The organism is Cupriavidus sp. DF5525, from assembly GCF_040149425.2.
GTDB classification, from domain to species: domain Bacteria; phylum Pseudomonadota; class Gammaproteobacteria; order Burkholderiales; family Burkholderiaceae; genus Cupriavidus; species Cupriavidus pickettii_A.
In genome coordinates, this window is the sequence record NZ_CP168265.1 from 3,770,968 (window position 1) to 3,785,928 (window position 14,961).

At 67.6% G+C, this 14,961-nt stretch carries 13 protein-coding genes; 2 read left to right on the forward strand and 11 right to left on the reverse strand.

Annotation, left to right across the window (positions count from 1 at the left end; translation table 11 throughout):
* Positions 1–3: 3 nt before the first annotated feature.
* The 11 genes from hutG to ABNX08_RS17670 all read right to left on the reverse strand — a co-directional run bounded on the left by hutG (position 4) and on the right by ABNX08_RS17670 (position 12,239).
* On the reverse strand, positions 4–819 hold the full coding sequence (gene hutG / locus ABNX08_RS17620; RefSeq protein WP_022536439.1) for an N-formylglutamate deformylase: 816 nt from the start codon (positions 817–819) through the stop codon (positions 4–6).
* 33 nt (positions 820–852) lie between these two features.
* On the reverse strand, positions 853–2,259 hold the full coding sequence (locus ABNX08_RS17625; RefSeq protein ID WP_349606275.1) for a formimidoylglutamate deiminase: 1,407 nt from the start codon (positions 2,257–2,259) through the stop codon (positions 853–855).
* On the reverse strand, positions 2,256–3,512 hold the full coding sequence (gene hutI / locus ABNX08_RS17630) for an imidazolonepropionase (RefSeq protein ID WP_022536441.1): 1,257 nt from the start codon (positions 3,510–3,512) through the stop codon (positions 2,256–2,258). Before hutI ends, ABNX08_RS17625 begins: the two co-directional genes overlap by 4 nt.
* Positions 3,509–4,111: a HutD family protein gene (locus ABNX08_RS17635; RefSeq protein WP_022536442.1), complete on the reverse strand. Its 603-nt coding sequence runs from the start codon at positions 4,109–4,111 to the stop codon at positions 3,509–3,511. Before ABNX08_RS17635 ends, hutI begins: the two co-directional genes overlap by 4 nt.
* On the reverse strand, positions 4,108–5,808 hold the full coding sequence (gene hutU / locus ABNX08_RS17640; protein WP_022536443.1) for a urocanate hydratase: 1,701 nt from the start codon (positions 5,806–5,808) through the stop codon (positions 4,108–4,110). The genes ABNX08_RS17635 and hutU overlap by 4 nt, the downstream gene beginning before the upstream one ends.
* A gap of 36 nt (positions 5,809–5,844) precedes the next feature.
* Complete coding sequence (hutH, locus tag ABNX08_RS17645) at positions 5,845–7,434, reverse strand: histidine ammonia-lyase (protein ID WP_022536444.1); 1,590 nt, start codon at positions 7,432–7,434, stop codon at positions 5,845–5,847.
* Positions 7,435–7,497: 63 nt separating this feature from the next.
* Positions 7,498–8,256 (reverse strand): histidine utilization repressor, encoded by a 759-nt coding sequence (hutC, locus tag ABNX08_RS17650; RefSeq protein WP_022536445.1) that lies wholly within the window; start codon positions 8,254–8,256, stop codon positions 7,498–7,500.
* 6 nt (positions 8,257–8,262) lie between these two features.
* Positions 8,263–9,042 carry an ABC transporter ATP-binding protein gene (locus tag ABNX08_RS17655; protein WP_022536446.1) on the reverse strand — a complete coding sequence of 260 codons (780 nt, stop codon included), beginning with the start codon at positions 9,040–9,042 and terminating at the stop codon, positions 8,263–8,265.
* Entirely contained in the window at positions 9,039–9,908 is an 870-nt protein-coding gene (locus ABNX08_RS17660) for an ABC transporter permease (protein WP_349606278.1), read from the reverse strand. Before ABNX08_RS17660 ends, ABNX08_RS17655 begins: the two co-directional genes overlap by 4 nt.
* 27 nt (positions 9,909–9,935) lie before the next feature.
* The gene (locus ABNX08_RS17665; protein WP_041681143.1) at positions 9,936–10,877 is read right to left on the reverse strand and encodes an ABC transporter substrate-binding protein; all 942 of its coding nucleotides are present in this window, start codon (positions 10,875–10,877) and stop codon (positions 9,936–9,938) included.
* Between the two features lie 363 nt (positions 10,878–11,240).
* Positions 11,241–12,239, reverse strand: a complete 999-nt coding sequence (locus tag ABNX08_RS17670) for an NAD-dependent epimerase/dehydratase family protein (RefSeq protein WP_349606280.1) — start codon at positions 12,237–12,239, stop codon at positions 11,241–11,243.
* A 9-nt stretch (positions 12,240–12,248) separates the two neighbouring features.
* On the opposite strand from ABNX08_RS17670, the gene ABNX08_RS17675 reads away from it, so the two are divergent.
* Positions 12,249–13,313: a CDP-6-deoxy-delta-3,4-glucoseen reductase gene (locus tag ABNX08_RS17675; RefSeq protein WP_349606281.1), complete on the forward strand. Its 1,065-nt coding sequence runs from the start codon at positions 12,249–12,251 to the stop codon at positions 13,311–13,313.
* Positions 13,314–13,620: 307 nt separating this feature from the next.
* Positions 13,621–14,808, forward strand: coding sequence for an acetylornithine transaminase (locus ABNX08_RS17680; protein ID WP_349606283.1), 1,188 nt, complete (start codon positions 13,621–13,623; stop codon positions 14,806–14,808).
* Positions 14,809–14,961: the final 153 nt, after the last annotated feature.

Genomic DNA, 14,961 nt, shown 5'->3' on the forward strand with positions numbered 1-14,961 from the left:
TGCTCAGCGGGACTCGACGAACTCCAGCACCGTCGCCAGCATGCCGCGCAACGCCGGCTGCAGTGCCGAGGCACGCGCCTCGTCATAGGCGAACGGATACACCTCGCTCATATACGCGCACTGCGACAGCTCGAGCTGCACCGCGTGCACGCCGTCCTGCGGCTTTCCATACTGGCGCGTAATGTAGCCACCCTTGAAGCGGCCGTTCAGCACCGCGGTATGGCCCGGCACCGCGGCGGCCTGCTCCAGCAACTGGTTCGCCAGCATGGCATCGCAGCTGTCGCCGTTGGCCGTGCCGAGGTTGAAGTCCGGCAGCCTGCCTTCGAAGAAGCGCGGCAGCACCGAGCGGATCGAATGCGCGTCCCACAGCGCGATGGTGCCGTGTTCCGCTTTCAGTCGGGCCAGTTCCGCGGCCAGCGCCTCGTGGTACGGGCGCCAGATCGCGTCGCGGCGGGCGACGATCTCCGCATCGTCCGGGCCGTTGCAGCCGTCGGCGTACACCGGCGTCTTGTCGAAGGTATCGACCGGGCACAGGCCGGTGGTGTCCTGGCCGGGATACAGGTTGGCGTTATCGGGCGGCCGGTTCAGGTCGACCACGTAGCGCGAGTGCGTGGCGGCCAGCACCGATGCGCCCAGCTCGCGGGCAAAGTCGTAGAGACGTTCCAGGTGCCAGTCGGTATCGGGCACGGTGCGAGCTTCGGCGGTCAGCCGTTGCGAGACGGATGCCGGCAGGTGCGTGCCGACATGCGGCATCGATACCAGCAGCGGGCGCGTGCCACGGTGCAGGGTGAAGGCGGGGGTATCGGTGGAGAAGGACATGGTCTTTGCGATGCGGTGGGCGAGCGCCCGGTTTCAGTCGGCCATCAGGCTGGCGCGGGCCGCGATGAAGAGCCGGCCCGCGTCCGCCTGCAGCGGATGCGCGCCATGCTGCACGCGGCTACGGCCGGCGGTGCGGACATCCGCTAGTGTCTCATGACCGTGATTGGCGAACACGTGGTTGGCGAGCGCCTGCGCGCCGTCGAGCCCGGCCAGCGCGGGATGCGCGCCGTCCAGCACGACGAAATCCGCCTGCTGTCCCATTGCCAGTCCGCTTATGGCGCGGCCGCTGGCGCGTGCGCCGCCGGCCACGGCTTCCAGATACAAACGGTCGGCCACCTGCGCATGTGTGTCGGAGGCCAGCACGTTGCGCCGCTGCAGACCTAACCGCTGGCCGTACTCGAACAGGCGCAGTTCCTCGGCCACGCTGACACTGGCGTGGCTGTCCGAGCCGATACCCCATGCGCCGTGCTGCGCGAGGTAAGGCGCGGCTTCGAACACGCCGTCGCCAAGGTTGGCCTCAGTGGTCGGGCAGATGCCGGCCACCGCGCCGCTGTGCGCGAGGCGCCGTCGTTCGTCCCAATCCATATGGGTGGCATGCACCAGGCACCAGCGCGCATCGACTTCAACATGGTCGAACAACCAGGTGACCGGGCGCGTGCCGGACCAGGCGATGCAATCGTCGACTTCGCGCTGCTGTTCGGCGATATGGATATGGATGGGCGCCTGCGGGTCGATGGCCTTCAGGCCCGCCAGCGCGTGCGCCAGGCTGCCTTCCGGCACCGCACGCAACGAATGCGGTGCCAGCCCGAGCCGTGCGCCGGACTGCGCGCATACGGGCGCGAGCCGTTCCAGCAGGCGCAGCATCGCGTCGGTGTCGTGCAGGAAACGGCGCTGCTCCGCCAGCGGCGGCTTGCCGCCAAAGCCGGCGGTCTGGTACAGCACCGGCAGCAGCGTCATGCCGATGCCGGTGCGCTGCGCCGCGCGCAGCAGGCGCAGCGACATCTCGGAGGCGTCGGCATAGGGCTTGCCGTCGGCATCGTGATGCACGTAGTGGAACTCGCACACGCTGGTGTAGCCGGCGCGCAGCATCTCGATATAGAGCTGCGTGGCGATCGCCTCCAGCGTATCTGGCGACAGACGTTGCGCAAAGCGGTACATCAGCGTGCGCCAGCTCCAGAACGAGTCGGCGCCGGCCGGGTCGTCGCCCTGCGGACGGCTGCGGTACTCAGTGAGGCCGGCAAAGCCGCGCTGGAAGGCGTGTGAATGCAGGTTGGGCATGCCGGGCAGCACCGGGCCGACCGCGCGCGGCAAGCCGGCCGCAGGCGTGGCGTCGGGCTGCACGGTGGTCAAGCGGCCCTGTTCGTCCCATGCGAGTAGCACATCGCGCGCCCAGCCGGACGGCAGCAGTGCATAAGGTGCGAGAAGTTGCGTAGCGCTCATGCCGATGCGCCTCCGTGCGCGTGATAGACGCGGCCCTGACGCACCACCGTCACCACCGGGTTGCGGCCGAACCAGTAGGCCAGCTCAGCGGGCGAATCGATGCCCCACAGCGCGAAGTCGGCAACACGCCCCGCTTCAAGCTTGCCGTGCCGGTCGGCCGCGCCCAGCGCGCGCGCTGCGTGCACGGTCACGCCGGCCAGTGCTTCGGGCACGGTCAGGCGGAACAGCGTGCAGGCCATATTCATCATCAGCAGCAGCGACGTCACCGGCGACGTGCCCGGGTTGTGGTCGGTCGAGATCGCCATCGGCACGCCGTACTGGCGCAGCAGCGCGATCGGCGGCAGGTTGGTGTCGCGCAGGAAGTAGTAGGCGCCGGGCAGCAGCACCGCGACCGTGCCGGCCTCCGCCATCGCCGCAACGCCGGCTTCATCGAGATGTTCGAGATGATCGGCGGACAAGGCGCGATGGCGCGCGGCCAGTGCGGCTGCGCCGAGGTTGCTCAGTTGCTCGGCATGCAGCTTGACGCGCAGCCCGTGGCGCGTGGCGGCATCGAAGACGCGTTCGGTCTGGGCGATCGAGAAGCCGATCGATTCGCAGAATGCATCGACCGCGTCGACCAGCCCCTCCTCTGCCAGAGCCGGCAGCATGGTGTTGCAGACCAGGTCGATGTAGTCGTCGGCACGGCCCGCGTACTCGGGCGGCAAGGCATGCGCGCCAAGGAAGGTGGTGTGGACAGAGACACCGAACTGCTCGCCCAGCCGCCGCGCCACGCGCAGCTGCTTGCGCTCGGCTTCGAGGCTCAGGCCGTAGCCCGACTTGATCTCGAGCGCGGTCACGCCCTCGGCCAGCAGCGGCTGCAGGCGCGCGGCGGCCTGTGCGAACAGCGTGTCTTCGTCGGCGGCGCGGGTGGCGCGCACGGTGGAGACGATGCCACCGCCTGCGCGCGCAATTTCTTCGTAGCCGGCGCCCGCAAGGCGCATCGCGAATTCATCGGCGCGCTGGCCGCCGTAGACCAGGTGGGTATGGCAGTCGACCAGGCCGGGGGTGATCCAGGCCTCGTTGGCATCATGGCGCGGCAAGCCGCGGTACGCGTCCGGCATCTCGGCGGCAACGCCGAGCCACGCGACACGTCCCTGCTCGACAACCAGCGCGGCATCGCGGATCGCCTGCGCGGGGTCGGCATCCGGCAGCAGGTGGCAGTTGTGCCAGACGCCGTCTGCACTGGGGGCGGACGATACAGAGGTCAGCGTCATTGGCCCGGCTCCGTCTCAAGGGTGACGCAAAGGCACAGCGCTTCATCACCCACAGGTTCAAACGGTTGCGTCGATGCAGTCCCGGCGGCGCCATATAGCGCCCCTTCGCCTGCCTGCAGCGACAGACTGGCGTCCTGCGCCTGCCAGGCGCCGCTGACGGCAAACAGGCACACGGTATGGTCGCCGGTGCTGACCGCAAACCCCTGGCGGAAAGCTTCGACACGCGCACGGCACCTGCCACGGCGCGTCATCACATTGAAGTCGCGCGTCGCGCCATCGAGCAGCGCTGCCTGCAGGCCGGTGTCGCCGGAAAAGGCAAACGGCTCGCCCGGCTGCGCGAGCCGATGGCTGAAGCTGCCGTCATCGGCGGCAAGCGTCACGCCCGCGCCTTCGAGCAGCACGATCTGGCGGTCGATGCCCGGGAACGGCGAGAACGGGCCATCCGCTTCGATATCGGCCACGCTCAGCCGCCACACAAAGTCGTCCATGCCGGCGCCGTCCGGCCACACCGCGATCTCGCGCGTGTTGCCGCCGCCGTTCTTCCAGCGCGTTGGGGCGATCTCATCCAGCGCAAAGCGCTGCGGCAGGGTCGTGCTCATAAGCCCTTCACCATCGGCAGGTTGAGGCCCTTCTCGTGCGCGCATTCGATGGCCACTTCATAGCCCGCGTCCGCATGACGCATCACGCCGGTGGCCGGATCGTTCCACAGCACGCGTTCGATGCGCTTGGCAGCGGCGTCGGTGCCGTCGCACACGATCACAACGCCCGAATGCTGCGAGAAGCCCATGCCAACGCCGCCACCGTGATGCAGGCTGACCCACGTGGCACCGCCAGCGGTGTTCAGCAGCGCGTTCAGCAGCGGCCAGTCGGAAACCGCATCCGAGCCGTCGCGCATCGCTTCGGTCTCGCGGTTGGGCGAAGCCACCGAGCCGCAGTCCAGGTGGTCGCGGCCGATCACTACCGGCGCCTTCAGCTCACCGGACTTCACCATCTCGTTGAAGGCCAGGCCGGCGCGGTGGCGCTCGTCCAGCCCCACCCAGCAGATGCGCGCCGGCAGGCCCTGGAAGGCGATGCGGTCATGCGCCATGTCGAGCCAGCGGTGCAGGTGCTTGTCCTCGGGGAACAGCTCCTTCATCTTGGCGTCGGTCTTGTAGATATCCTCCGGGTCGCCCGACAGCGCCACCCAGCGGAACGGGCCCTTGCCGCGGCAGAACAGCGGGCGGATATAGGCCGGCACGAAACCCGGGAAATCGAAGGCATTCTTCACGCCCTCGTCGAACGCGACCTGGCGAATGTTATTGCCGTAGTCGACCGTCGGCACGCCCATCTTCTGGAAGTCGAGCATGGCCTGCACGTGCTTGACGATCGACGGACGCGCTGCGGCTTCCACCGACTTGGGATCCTGCTTGCGCGCTTGCTCCCACTGCTCGACGGTCCAGCCTTCCGGCAGGTAGCCATTGACCAGGTCATGCGCAGAGGTCTGGTCGGTGACGATATCCGGGCGCATGCCGCCGGCCTGCGCGCGCTTGACCAGTTCAGGGACGATCTCGGCGGCGTTGCCGAGCAGGCCGACCGAGATCGCTTCCTTCTTCTGCGTGGCTTCGGCAATCATCGCCAGCGCTTCGTCGAGCGTGGTGGCCTTCTTGTCGACGTAGCGCGTGCGCAGGCGGAAGTCGATACGCGACTCCTGGCATTCGATCGCCAGCACGCAGGCGCCGGCGAGCACACCCGCCAGCGGCTGCGCACCGCCCATGCCGCCCAGGCCCGCGGTCAGGATCCACTTGCCCGACAGGTCGCCGTTGTAGTGCTGGCGGCCTGCCTCGACAAAGGTCTCATAGGTGCCCTGCACGATGCCCTGCGTGCCGATGTAGATCCACGAGCCCGCGGTCATCTGCCCGTACATCATCAGGCCGGCGCGGTCCAGTTCGTTGAATTTGTCCCAGTTGGCCCAGTGCGGCACCAGGTTGGAGTTGGCGATCAGCACGCGCGGCGCGTCGACATGCGTGCGGAACACGCCGACCGGCTTGCCCGACTGCACCAGCAGCGATTCGTCCTCGCCCAGGCGGCGCAGGCTGTCCAGGATCGCGTCGAAGCATTCCCAGTTGCGCGCGGCCTTGCCGATGCCGCCGTACACCACCAGGTCCTGCGGGCGCTCGGCCACGTCGGGATCGAGGTTGTTCTGGATCATGCGGTAGGCGGCTTCGATCAGCCAGTTCTTGCAGTGCAGCTGGCTGCCGCGCGGGGCACGGATTTCGCGCTGGCCGCGCTGGATGAATTGGTTTTCGTTGGCGTTCATGTCTTGTTCTCCTGCTGCGTGTCTGCTCTTGCTGGGTCAGTTGCGGTCGCATTCCGACAGGTTGGTCGGCAGGATCGCGCGCACGGCGTCGGGCCAGCCCGCACCGGCATCGCCCTGCACCACCCATTGCTTCATCGCTTCGATATCCGGCGCCAGGTAGCGGTCGCCTTCCACGAAGTCCACGCGCGCGCGGATGCGGGCCAGTTCGGTTTCCACCAGCGGCGACGACTTCAGCGGACGATGGAATTCGATGCCCTGTGCGGCCGCCATCGCTTCGATGCCGACCACCACCGCGGTATTGGCCGCCATCTCGCCCAGCCGGCGCGCACCGTAGGTAGCCATCGACACATGGTCTTCCTGGTTGGCCGACGTCGGCAGGCTGTCGACGCTGGACGGATGCGCCAGCGACTTGTTCTCGGAAGCCAGCGCGGCTGCGGTCACCTGCGCGATCATGAAGCCCGAGTTCAACCCGCCCTCGCGCACCAGGAACGGCGGCAAGCCCGACAGCCCGGTATCGAGCAGCAGCGCCAGCCGGCGCTCGGAAATCGCGCCGATCTCGGCGATCGCCAGCGCGATGATGTCGGCGGCAAACGCCACCGGCTCGGCGTGGAAATTGCCGCCGGAGACCACATCGCCCTGCTCCGGGAACACCAGCGGGTTGTCCGACGCGGCATTGGCCTCGATCTGCAGGATGCGCGCGGCGTGCTGCAGGTTGTCCAGGCACGCGCCCATCACCTGCGGCTGGCAGCGGATCGAGTACGGGTCCTGCACGCGGCCGCAGGCCTTGTGCGAATCGACGATCTCGCTGCCGTCGAGCATCGCGCGCACGGCGCCGGCCACGGCGATCTGGCCAGCCTGGCCGCGGGCTTCATGGATACGGGCATCGAACGGCTTGACCGAGCCCTTGATCGCTTCCAGCGACAGCGCACCTGCCACCAGCCCGGCGGCAAACGCGTCTTCGGCGCCGAACAGGCCGGCCAGCGCCAGTGCGGTCGACACCTGGGTGCCGTTGAGCAATGCCAGGCCTTCCTTCGGGCCAAGTTCAAATGCTTTCAGGCCGGCATGGGCCAGGCCCTCTGCAGCCGGCACGCGCTTGCCGTCGACCAGCACATCGCCCACGCCGATCAGCGTGCACGACATATGCGCCAGCGGAGCCAGGTCGCCGGAGGCGCCCACCGAGCCCTTGGCCGGGATGCACGGCGTCACGCCGTGGTTCACCAGCGCCAGCAGCGCCTCGATCAGTTCCGGCCGCACGCCCGAGTGGCCGCGCGCCAGGCTGACCGCCTTGGTCGCCAGGATCAGGCGCACGGTGTCCTCGGCCAGGTCGGGGCCTGTGCCGACGCTGTGCGACAGCACCAGGTTGCGCTGCAGCTGGGCCAGCTTGTCGTGCGGGATGCGGCTCTGCGCCAGCTTGCCGAAGCCGGTGTTGATGCCGTAGACCACGGCGTCGGCGTCGATGATGTCCTGCACCGTGGCCTGCGCGGCGCGCACGCCCGCCCAGGCGGATTCGGCCATCTCCAGGCGCACTTCGCCACGGTAGATGCGGCGCAGGTCGGCCAGGGTGACATGGCCCGGCTGCAGGGTCAGCAGCGGGCGGGAAGCTTGGTCGTGTTGGCTGGCGCTCATTTGTATGTTCCTGTCTATACAGCTTAAGGTAAAAATTGAACCATGGGCTGATCCGTCGGGGAATCAGCCGAAAGCGGGATTGCCGTCGGCGCGGAAGCGGCTGCCGAGGCGGTAGCGGTTGCCCGGATGCAGGCACCGCACGAAAGTCACCGGCACGCCGTTGGTCCAGGTGCGGCGCGTCAGCATCAGGCAAGGTTGCGTGGGCGGCATTTCCAGTTGCGCGGCCTGCTCGGGGGTGGCGGCGATCGCATCGACCACATGCTCTACCTGATCGTAGGGCACATGGCGCAACAGGTACTCGCCGGGCTGGGTCTGGCTGAAATCCTGGCCGATAAAGTCCGGCGCCACGCGCGGATTGACGTAGCGGTCTTCCAGCTGCACCGGTACGCCGTCCTCGCGATGCACGCAGACGGAGTGGTACACCGATTCGCCGGTGCGCAGCTCCAGCGCGGCGGCCACCTCGATCGACGCCGAGACGCGCTCCACCAGGATCACGTCGCAGGCATAGTCATGCCCGCGCATGCGGATCTCGTCCTGCAGGTTGACCACGCTCAGCAGCGTGGACTGCGGCTTGTGCTCGGCGACGAAGGTGCCCACGCCGGCCACGCGCACCACCCGGCCCTGCTCCGACAGCTCGCGCAGTGCCCGGTTGACGGTCATGCGCGAGACGCCGAAGCGGTTCACCAGCTCCTGCTCCGACGGCACCCGGTCGCCCGGCTGCCACGCGCCGCTCTGGATCTGGCGGGCGATGTACTCCTTGACCTGCTGGTAGAGCGCGGTGGGAGACGAAGGAGCGGAAGTAGGGCCTACTGCGTGGTTCATGTTGTTTCAGTGCTCGGCCGCGGCCATGGCCTCGGCGCGGATCTCTTCCGTCAGGCGCGCCTTGAGCGCGGAAAACTCGGGAGAGGTCTTGATCGTGTAATGGCGCGGATGCGGGAAATCCACCGCGATCTCGCTCTTGATCCGACCCGGCCTGGCGGAAAACACCGCCACCCGGTTGGCCATGAAGATGGCCTCGTCGATATCGTGGGTCACGAATAATACCGTCTTGCGCGAGGCTTCCCAGATGCCGAGCAGCAACTCCTGCATCAGCACGCGGGTCTGGTTGTCGAGCGCGCCGAAGGGCTCGTCGAGCAGCAGGATCTTGGGATCGTTGGCCAGCGCCCGCGCGATCGCGGTGCGCTGCTGCATGCCGCCAGAGAGCTGTTTCGGGTAGTGGTGCTCGAAGCCGCGCAGGCCGACGCGCTGCATGAAGAAGTCGCTGCGCTCCTTCTGCTCGGCCGCGCTCATGCCGCGCTCGCGCAGGCCGAAGCGCACGTTCTGCTCGATCGTCAGCCAGGGAAACAGCGTGTACGACTGGAACACCATGCCGCGGTCGGCGCCGGGGGCGGACACTGGCTGGCCGTCCAGCAGCACGCGGCCGCTGGAGGGGGTGTCGAGCCCCGCGACGATGCGCAGCAGCGTGGACTTGCCGCAGCCCGAAGGCCCGAGGATGGTGACAAAGTCGTTGTCGCGGACCTCGAAGTCGACCGGCTGCAGCGCCAGGGTCTGGCCACCGCGCGGGTTGGCGAAGGTGCGCGAGACCTGCTGGATGGACAGTGCGCTCATTGGATCGAACTCCACGGGAACAGGCGCTGGTTGGCGCGCTTGAAGACAAGGTCGGAGACCAGCCCGATGCAGCCGATCACGATGATGCCGAAGATAATCTGCCCGGTATTGAGCAGCGCCTGGCTGTCGGTGATCATGTGGCCGATGCCGGATGACGAGCCGATCAGCTCGGCCACGATCACGTAGGTCCAGGCCCAGCCCAGCACCAGCCGCAGGATCTCGGCGATCTCTGGCGCCGCCCCGGGGATCAGCACGCGCCGCACGATGCCGGCGCTGTTGGCGCCCAGCGTGTAGGCCGCCTCGACCAGGTCCTTGCGCGCGCCGCCGACGGCCACCGCCACCATCAGCACGATCTGGAAGAACGAGCCGATAAAGATCACCAGCAACTTCTGGGTCTCGCCGATGCCGGCCCACAGGATCAGCAGCGGGATAAAGGCCGACGCGGGCAGGTAGCGGCAGAACGACACGAAGGGCTCGAAGAACGCCTCGGCCGCCTTGTACGAGCCCATGAAGATGCCCAGCGGCACGGCCAGCACCGCGGCCAGCACGAAGCCGCCGACCACGCGCCAGACGGTCATGCCGATGTCGCCGATGAAGTTGTGCTCGGTGAAAAGGATGAAGCCCTCCTTGGCCATCGTCATCGGATCGGCCAGGAACGTGCGCGGCACAAAGCCGCCCAGCGTGACCGCGGCCCAGATGCCTAAGAACAGCACAAAGAAAGACAGGCCGAGGATCCAGCGCGTGTTCGGCGACACCGGGACCAGCGGGGCCAGCCACGGATGGCGCCGGCGCGCGGGCGCCTCGGCAGAGCCGCCGGCGGCCACCGCGGCCGCCGGGGCAGATGAACCAATTCGGGCTTGCGTCATGACGTCACGCCTCCTGGAAACTGCGGGTTACTTGAGGAAACGCGCGTCGTACAGCGTCGTCACGTCCGGCACCTGGCGGATCACGCCGATGTCGAGCAGCACCGCCGCCGCTTCCTTGCTGAAGCTGGCGAGCTCGCCGGAGAAGAACTTCTTGTTGGCCTCACGGTCCTGCCAACGCAGGTAGGCGGCCGACTTCGCGAACTGCTCGCCGGTCTGCTTGACCGCGGCGCCCATGATCTCGTTGGCCTTCTCGGGATCCTTGCGGATCATCTCCAGCGCCTCGAAGTAGCTGTCGACCAGCGCCTGCGCCGCCTTTGGGTTCTCCTTGAGCCACTTCGGCGCGCAGCCGAGCGTATCGGTCACCATCGGGTAGTCGAGCGTGGTCGCCAGGATCTTGCCCTTGTCCGGGTTCTGGCGCACCGTCGACAGGTACGGCTCATAGGTCATGGCGCCGTCGTTCTGGCCGGCCACGAAGGCCTGCGCGGCCGCCTGCGGCGACAGCGTGGTGGTCTTCACGTCCTTGAGCGTCATGCCGTTCTTCTTCAGCATCCAGGCCAGGCCGAAGTACGGCGCGGTACCCGGCGCATCGACACCGATGGTCTTGCCCTTCAGGTCGGCAAAGCTCTTCACGTCGGTGCGCACGGCCAGGCCGTCGGCACCGTAGGACTTGTCCAGCTGCACGATCTGGGTGATCGGCACGCCGTTGGCGTTCCAGGCCACGTGGGTCTCGACCGTGGTGGCCGCGCACTGGATCGCACCCGAGGCCAGCGCCAGGTGGCGGTCCTTCTGCGGGATCATCTTGATGTCGACTTCCACGCCGTTCTTCTTGAAGATGCCGGCCTTGTCGGCCAGCGTCAGCGGCGCGAAGCCGGTCCAGCCGCTCATGCCGAGCGTCACTTTGGTGGTCTGGGCGTGCGCGGTGCCGCCCGCGGCCACCACCGCGAACAGCATCGCGGCCCCAACTGCCATCCGACCGCGGATCCTGCTGTGAATGCGGCTCTGAATCCTCATCTGTACGCTCCTTTGGTGTGTCCGTCGACGGCAGGCCATACCTGTGGCCGCGCTCGTTTTCGGGCATTAAACAATACCTGTATATACAAGTCAATGTAGTACTTCCACCGAGTCAACTGATACAAAACCGCCTTGAAAGGCGCTTTATTCCGAGGATCGGTCAACGATGGCGGCACCACGTCGGTTCAGACGGACCGCCACCAGGCATCAGGCCGGGGCGATCCATGTGCCGCTGTATAGACAGGGACAAAGTGACGCAAGTGGACAGCAAGCCCCGTGCCAGCAGGAAGACCTTCCAGCAGGGCGCAGCCGCGGGCGCGGTCAGGCGTCGAAGAAGGAAGCGACGGTGGGATAGCGCAGCCGCAGGCGTAGCTCGCGTTTCAGGCGGCGATTGTCGAGCCGGCGCGATTCGCTCATAAAGCTCAGCAGCGTCGGCTCGATCACTTCACGCGCTTGCCCGCGCGTGATGCGGGGCGGGCGCGGCAGGCCACGGCGGTCGGCTACCAGGTCGAAGTAGTCGGCCATGCGCAGCTCGGTGTCGTCGCTGGCGTGGACCACGCGCTGCGGGCGGCCGCGGAACAGCGCGGCGACCATGATGCGCGCCAGGTCGTCGGCGTGGATATGGCTGGTGTAGACGTCGTCCTGAGGCACCAGCGCCGGGGTGCCGCGTTGCAGCCGCGCCACCGGCAGGCGGTCCGCCGCATAGATGCCGGGGATGCGGACGATGCTGGTGCGCCAGCCGGCGTCGCGGCCGAACGCGCGCACCGACTGCTCGGCGGCCACGCGGCGGCGCGCGCGCGCGGTCTGGGGCTGTACGGCGTGGAATTCGGATACCCGCGCGCCCTGGCGGTCGCCATAGACGCCGGAGGTGCTGGCGTAGACAAACGCAGCGCGGGGCGGGGCCCGGTCGGGTAGAATGGCGGGCTCGCCGGCAAGCGTGCCCGCAGGTTTCCTGGCCCGGCGCCAGGCCGTGCGGCGCAAGGCGGCGAGCAGTGCACGCGTGCGCGGATCGCCCTCGCCCTGCCCGGGCGGCGGCGCCAGGTCCAGCACCTGCGTGGCCAGCCCGCGCAGCCGCGCGAGCGTAGCGGGCCGGTCCAGGTCCGCCACCAGCGGCACCGCGCCGGCGGCGCGCAGTTCGGCGCGGCGCGCCGGCTGCGAGGTCACGGCAAACACGCGCATGCGCGACGACAGGATTCGCAGGCAGCGCGTCCCCACATCCCCGCAGCCAACGATCAACAGGCGCGGACGGCCCAGCCGGCGGCCAGGTGCCGGGAGAAGTGGGAGGCGCGAGGGCTGCAGCATCGACTGAATTTGGCTCATAGACCGATTATGGCTTATCAAGTAACCGTCATGCCCAGTGGCCACAAGTTCGAAGTGGCCGCGGACGAAACCATCCTTGGCGCGGCCCTGCGCCACAGCATCGGGCTGCCCTACGGCTGCAAGAACGGCGCCTGCGGCTCGTGCAAGGGCCGCGTGCTCGAAGGCACCATCGTCCAGGGCGACCACGCCCCGTCCGCGCTGACCGCGCAGGAAAGGACCGAGGGCCGAGCCCTGTTCTGCTGCGCCAACGCGGCCTCGGATGTCACCATCGAATGCCGCGAAGTCCACGGCGCAGGCGACATCCCCATCAAGAAGGTGCCGTGCCGCGTGACCACGCTGGAGCGCCTGGCCGACGACGTAATCTCGATTCGCCTGCAGCTGCCGGCAACCGAGCGCATGCAGTACCTGGCCGGCCAGTACGTGGAATTCCTGCTGCGCGACGGCAAGCGCCGCAGCTACTCGATCGCCACGCCGCCGCATGAAGACGGCCCGATCGAACTGCATATCCGCCATATGCCCGGGGGCGCCTTCACCGACTACGTGTTCGGTGCCAAGGAAGGCCAGCCGGCGATGAAGGAGCGCGACATCCTGCGCTTCGAAGGCCCGCTGGGCAGCTTCTTCCTGCGCGAGGAATCGAACGCACCGATCATCCTGCTGGCCTCCGGCACCGGCTTCGCGCCGATCAAGGCGATCGTCGAGCATATGGCCTACACCGGCATCGAGCGCCCGATGACCCTGTACTGGGGCGGCCGCCGGCCCAAGGATCTGTACATGCACGCGCTGTGCGAGCAGTGGGCGCGCGACCTGCCCAACTTCAAGTACGTGCCGGTGGTGTCCGACGCGCAGCCCGAAGACAACTGGCAGGGCCGCACCGGCTTTGTCCACCAGGCCGTGATCGCCGACCACCCGGACCTGTCGGGCCATGAAGTCTATGCCTGCGGCGCCCCGGTGATGGTCAACGCCGCGCGCACCGACTTCACCCGCCAGTGCAAGCTGCACGAGGACGCGTTCTTCGCCGACTCGTTCACCTCCGAGGCCGATATGCACCCGGCCGGCTCGGCCCCGGCGGCCTGAACGGCCAGCCGCCCTGCCCGTTCCGTCAGCGCAACAATGCCCGGGTCTGCCAAAATTCGTTTTGACACCCGGGCGCATGCGCCTTATATTTGGCCGCATGAACACGACCTTCAACCGACGCCGCAGCTTCCGTACGTCGCTCCCCAATGGGGTGCCACGCGGCTGACCGTCGACTGCGTCTGTTCAGGTCAACGAGCCACGGGCAAGCCCCGTGGCTTTTTGTTTTGGTTTGCCCGTTTGTTTCCCGCTTTGTTTCGTCGTTCCCGCCCTCCCGTCCATCGTTTAAAGCCGACCCCTGGAGTCCGCCATGGCATTTGCTGAGTTTCCCGTCCAATCCCTGATGTACATCACCAACCGGCCCGAGCTCGTCTTCACCGAGGGCAAGGGATCCTGGCTGACGGATCACAACGGCAAGCGATACCTGGACTTCGTGCAAGGCTGGGCGGTGAACTGCCTGGGACATTCCAACCAGGGCATGATCGATGCGCTGGTGGGCCAGTCGCACAAGCTGATCAACCCGAGCCCGGCCTTCTTTAACGAGCCGATGCTCAAGCTCGCCAAACAGCTGACCGACAACAGCTGCTTCGACAAGGTCTTCTTCGCCAACAGCGGCGCCGAGGCCAACGAAGGCGCGATCAAGCTCGCGCGCAAATGGGGCCGCAAGCACAAGCACGGCGCCTTCGAGATCATCACCATGGACCACAGCTTCCATGGCCGCACGCTCGCCACCATGAGCGCGTCGGGCAAGGCCGGCTGGGACACCATCTTCGCGCCGCAGGTGCCGGGCTTCCCCAAGGCCGACCTCAACGACCTGGCTTCGGTGGAGAAGCTGATCACCGACAAGACCGTCGGCATTATGCTCGAGCCCGTGCAGGGCGAAGGTGGCGTGCTCCCCGCCACGCGCGAGTTCATGCAGGGCCTGCGCGCACTGGCCGACAAGCACAAGCTGCTGTTGATCGTCGATGAAGTGCAGACCGGGTGCGGGCGCTGCGGCACCCTGTTCGCCTACGAGCTGTCGGGCGTGGAGCCCGACATCATGACGCTGGGCAAGGGTATCGGCGGCGGCGTGCCGCTGTCGGCGCTGCTGTGCAAGGCCGAGGTCGCCAGCTTCGAGGCCGGCGACCAGGGCGGCACCTACAATGGCAACCCGCTGATGACCGCGGTGGGCAGCGCCGTGATCGAGCAGCTGACCGCGCCGGGGTTCCTCGACGACGTCACGGCCAAGGGCGAGTACCTGAGGGAACAGCTGCTGGCGCTGTCGGCTGAATTCGGCCTGGGCGGTGAACGCGGCGAAGGCCTGCTGCGCGCGCTGATGCTGGGCAAGGACATCGGCCCGCAACTGGTGGAAGAAGCCCGCGACATGGCGCCGCAAGGCCTGCTGCTGAACGCGCCGCGCGCCAACCTGCTGCGCTTCATGCCGGCGCTGAACGTGACGCGCGAAGAGATCGACCAGATGATCGGCATGCTGCGCACGCTGCTGAAGAAGCTGGCCTGAGGCTGGTCATTCGCCAGACGGAAAAAAGCCTCGCTCGCGCGAGGCTTTTTTCTTCGTGGTGCCGCAGAGGAGTGAGGGAGAGAGCCAGCGCCGCAGAACCTGCGAACACCAGCCTGAGCAGGCGTTGCGCGGGGCCCCGCGGCAAGGGGAAAG

Excerpts from the sequence above, each read along its gene's own strand:
- hutG (WP_022536439.1), bottom strand. The coding sequence starts at position 819 with ATGTCCTTCTCCACCGATACCCCCGCCTTCACCCTGCACCGTGGCACG.
- ABNX08_RS17625 (WP_349606275.1), bottom strand. The coding sequence starts at position 2,259 with ATGAGCGCTACGCAACTTCTCGCACCTTATGCACTGCTGCCGTCCGGC.
- hutI (WP_022536441.1), bottom strand. The coding sequence starts at position 3,512 with ATGACGCTGACCTCTGTATCGTCCGCCCCCAGTGCAGACGGCGTCTGG.
- ABNX08_RS17635 (WP_022536442.1), bottom strand. The coding sequence starts at position 4,111 with ATGAGCACGACCCTGCCGCAGCGCTTTGCGCTGGATGAGATCGCCCCA.
- hutU (WP_022536443.1), bottom strand. The coding sequence starts at position 5,808 with ATGAACGCCAACGAAAACCAATTCATCCAGCGCGGCCAGCGCGAAATC.
- hutH (WP_022536444.1), bottom strand. The coding sequence starts at position 7,434 with ATGAGCGCCAGCCAACACGACCAAGCTTCCCGCCCGCTGCTGACCCTG.
- hutC (WP_022536445.1), bottom strand. The coding sequence starts at position 8,256 with ATGAACCACGCAGTAGGCCCTACTTCCGCTCCTTCGTCTCCCACCGCG.
- ABNX08_RS17655 (WP_022536446.1), bottom strand. The coding sequence starts at position 9,042 with ATGAGCGCACTGTCCATCCAGCAGGTCTCGCGCACCTTCGCCAACCCG.
- ABNX08_RS17660 (WP_349606278.1), bottom strand. The coding sequence starts at position 9,908 with ATGACGCAAGCCCGAATTGGTTCATCTGCCCCGGCGGCCGCGGTGGCC.
- ABNX08_RS17665 (WP_041681143.1), bottom strand. The coding sequence starts at position 10,877 with ATGGCAGTTGGGGCCGCGATGCTGTTCGCGGTGGTGGCCGCGGGCGGC.
- ABNX08_RS17670 (WP_349606280.1), bottom strand. The coding sequence starts at position 12,239 with ATGAGCCAAATTCAGTCGATGCTGCAGCCCTCGCGCCTCCCACTTCTC.
- ABNX08_RS17675 (WP_349606281.1), top strand. The coding sequence starts at position 12,249 with ATGGCTTATCAAGTAACCGTCATGCCCAGTGGCCACAAGTTCGAAGTG.
- ABNX08_RS17680 (WP_349606283.1), top strand. The coding sequence starts at position 13,621 with ATGGCATTTGCTGAGTTTCCCGTCCAATCCCTGATGTACATCACCAAC.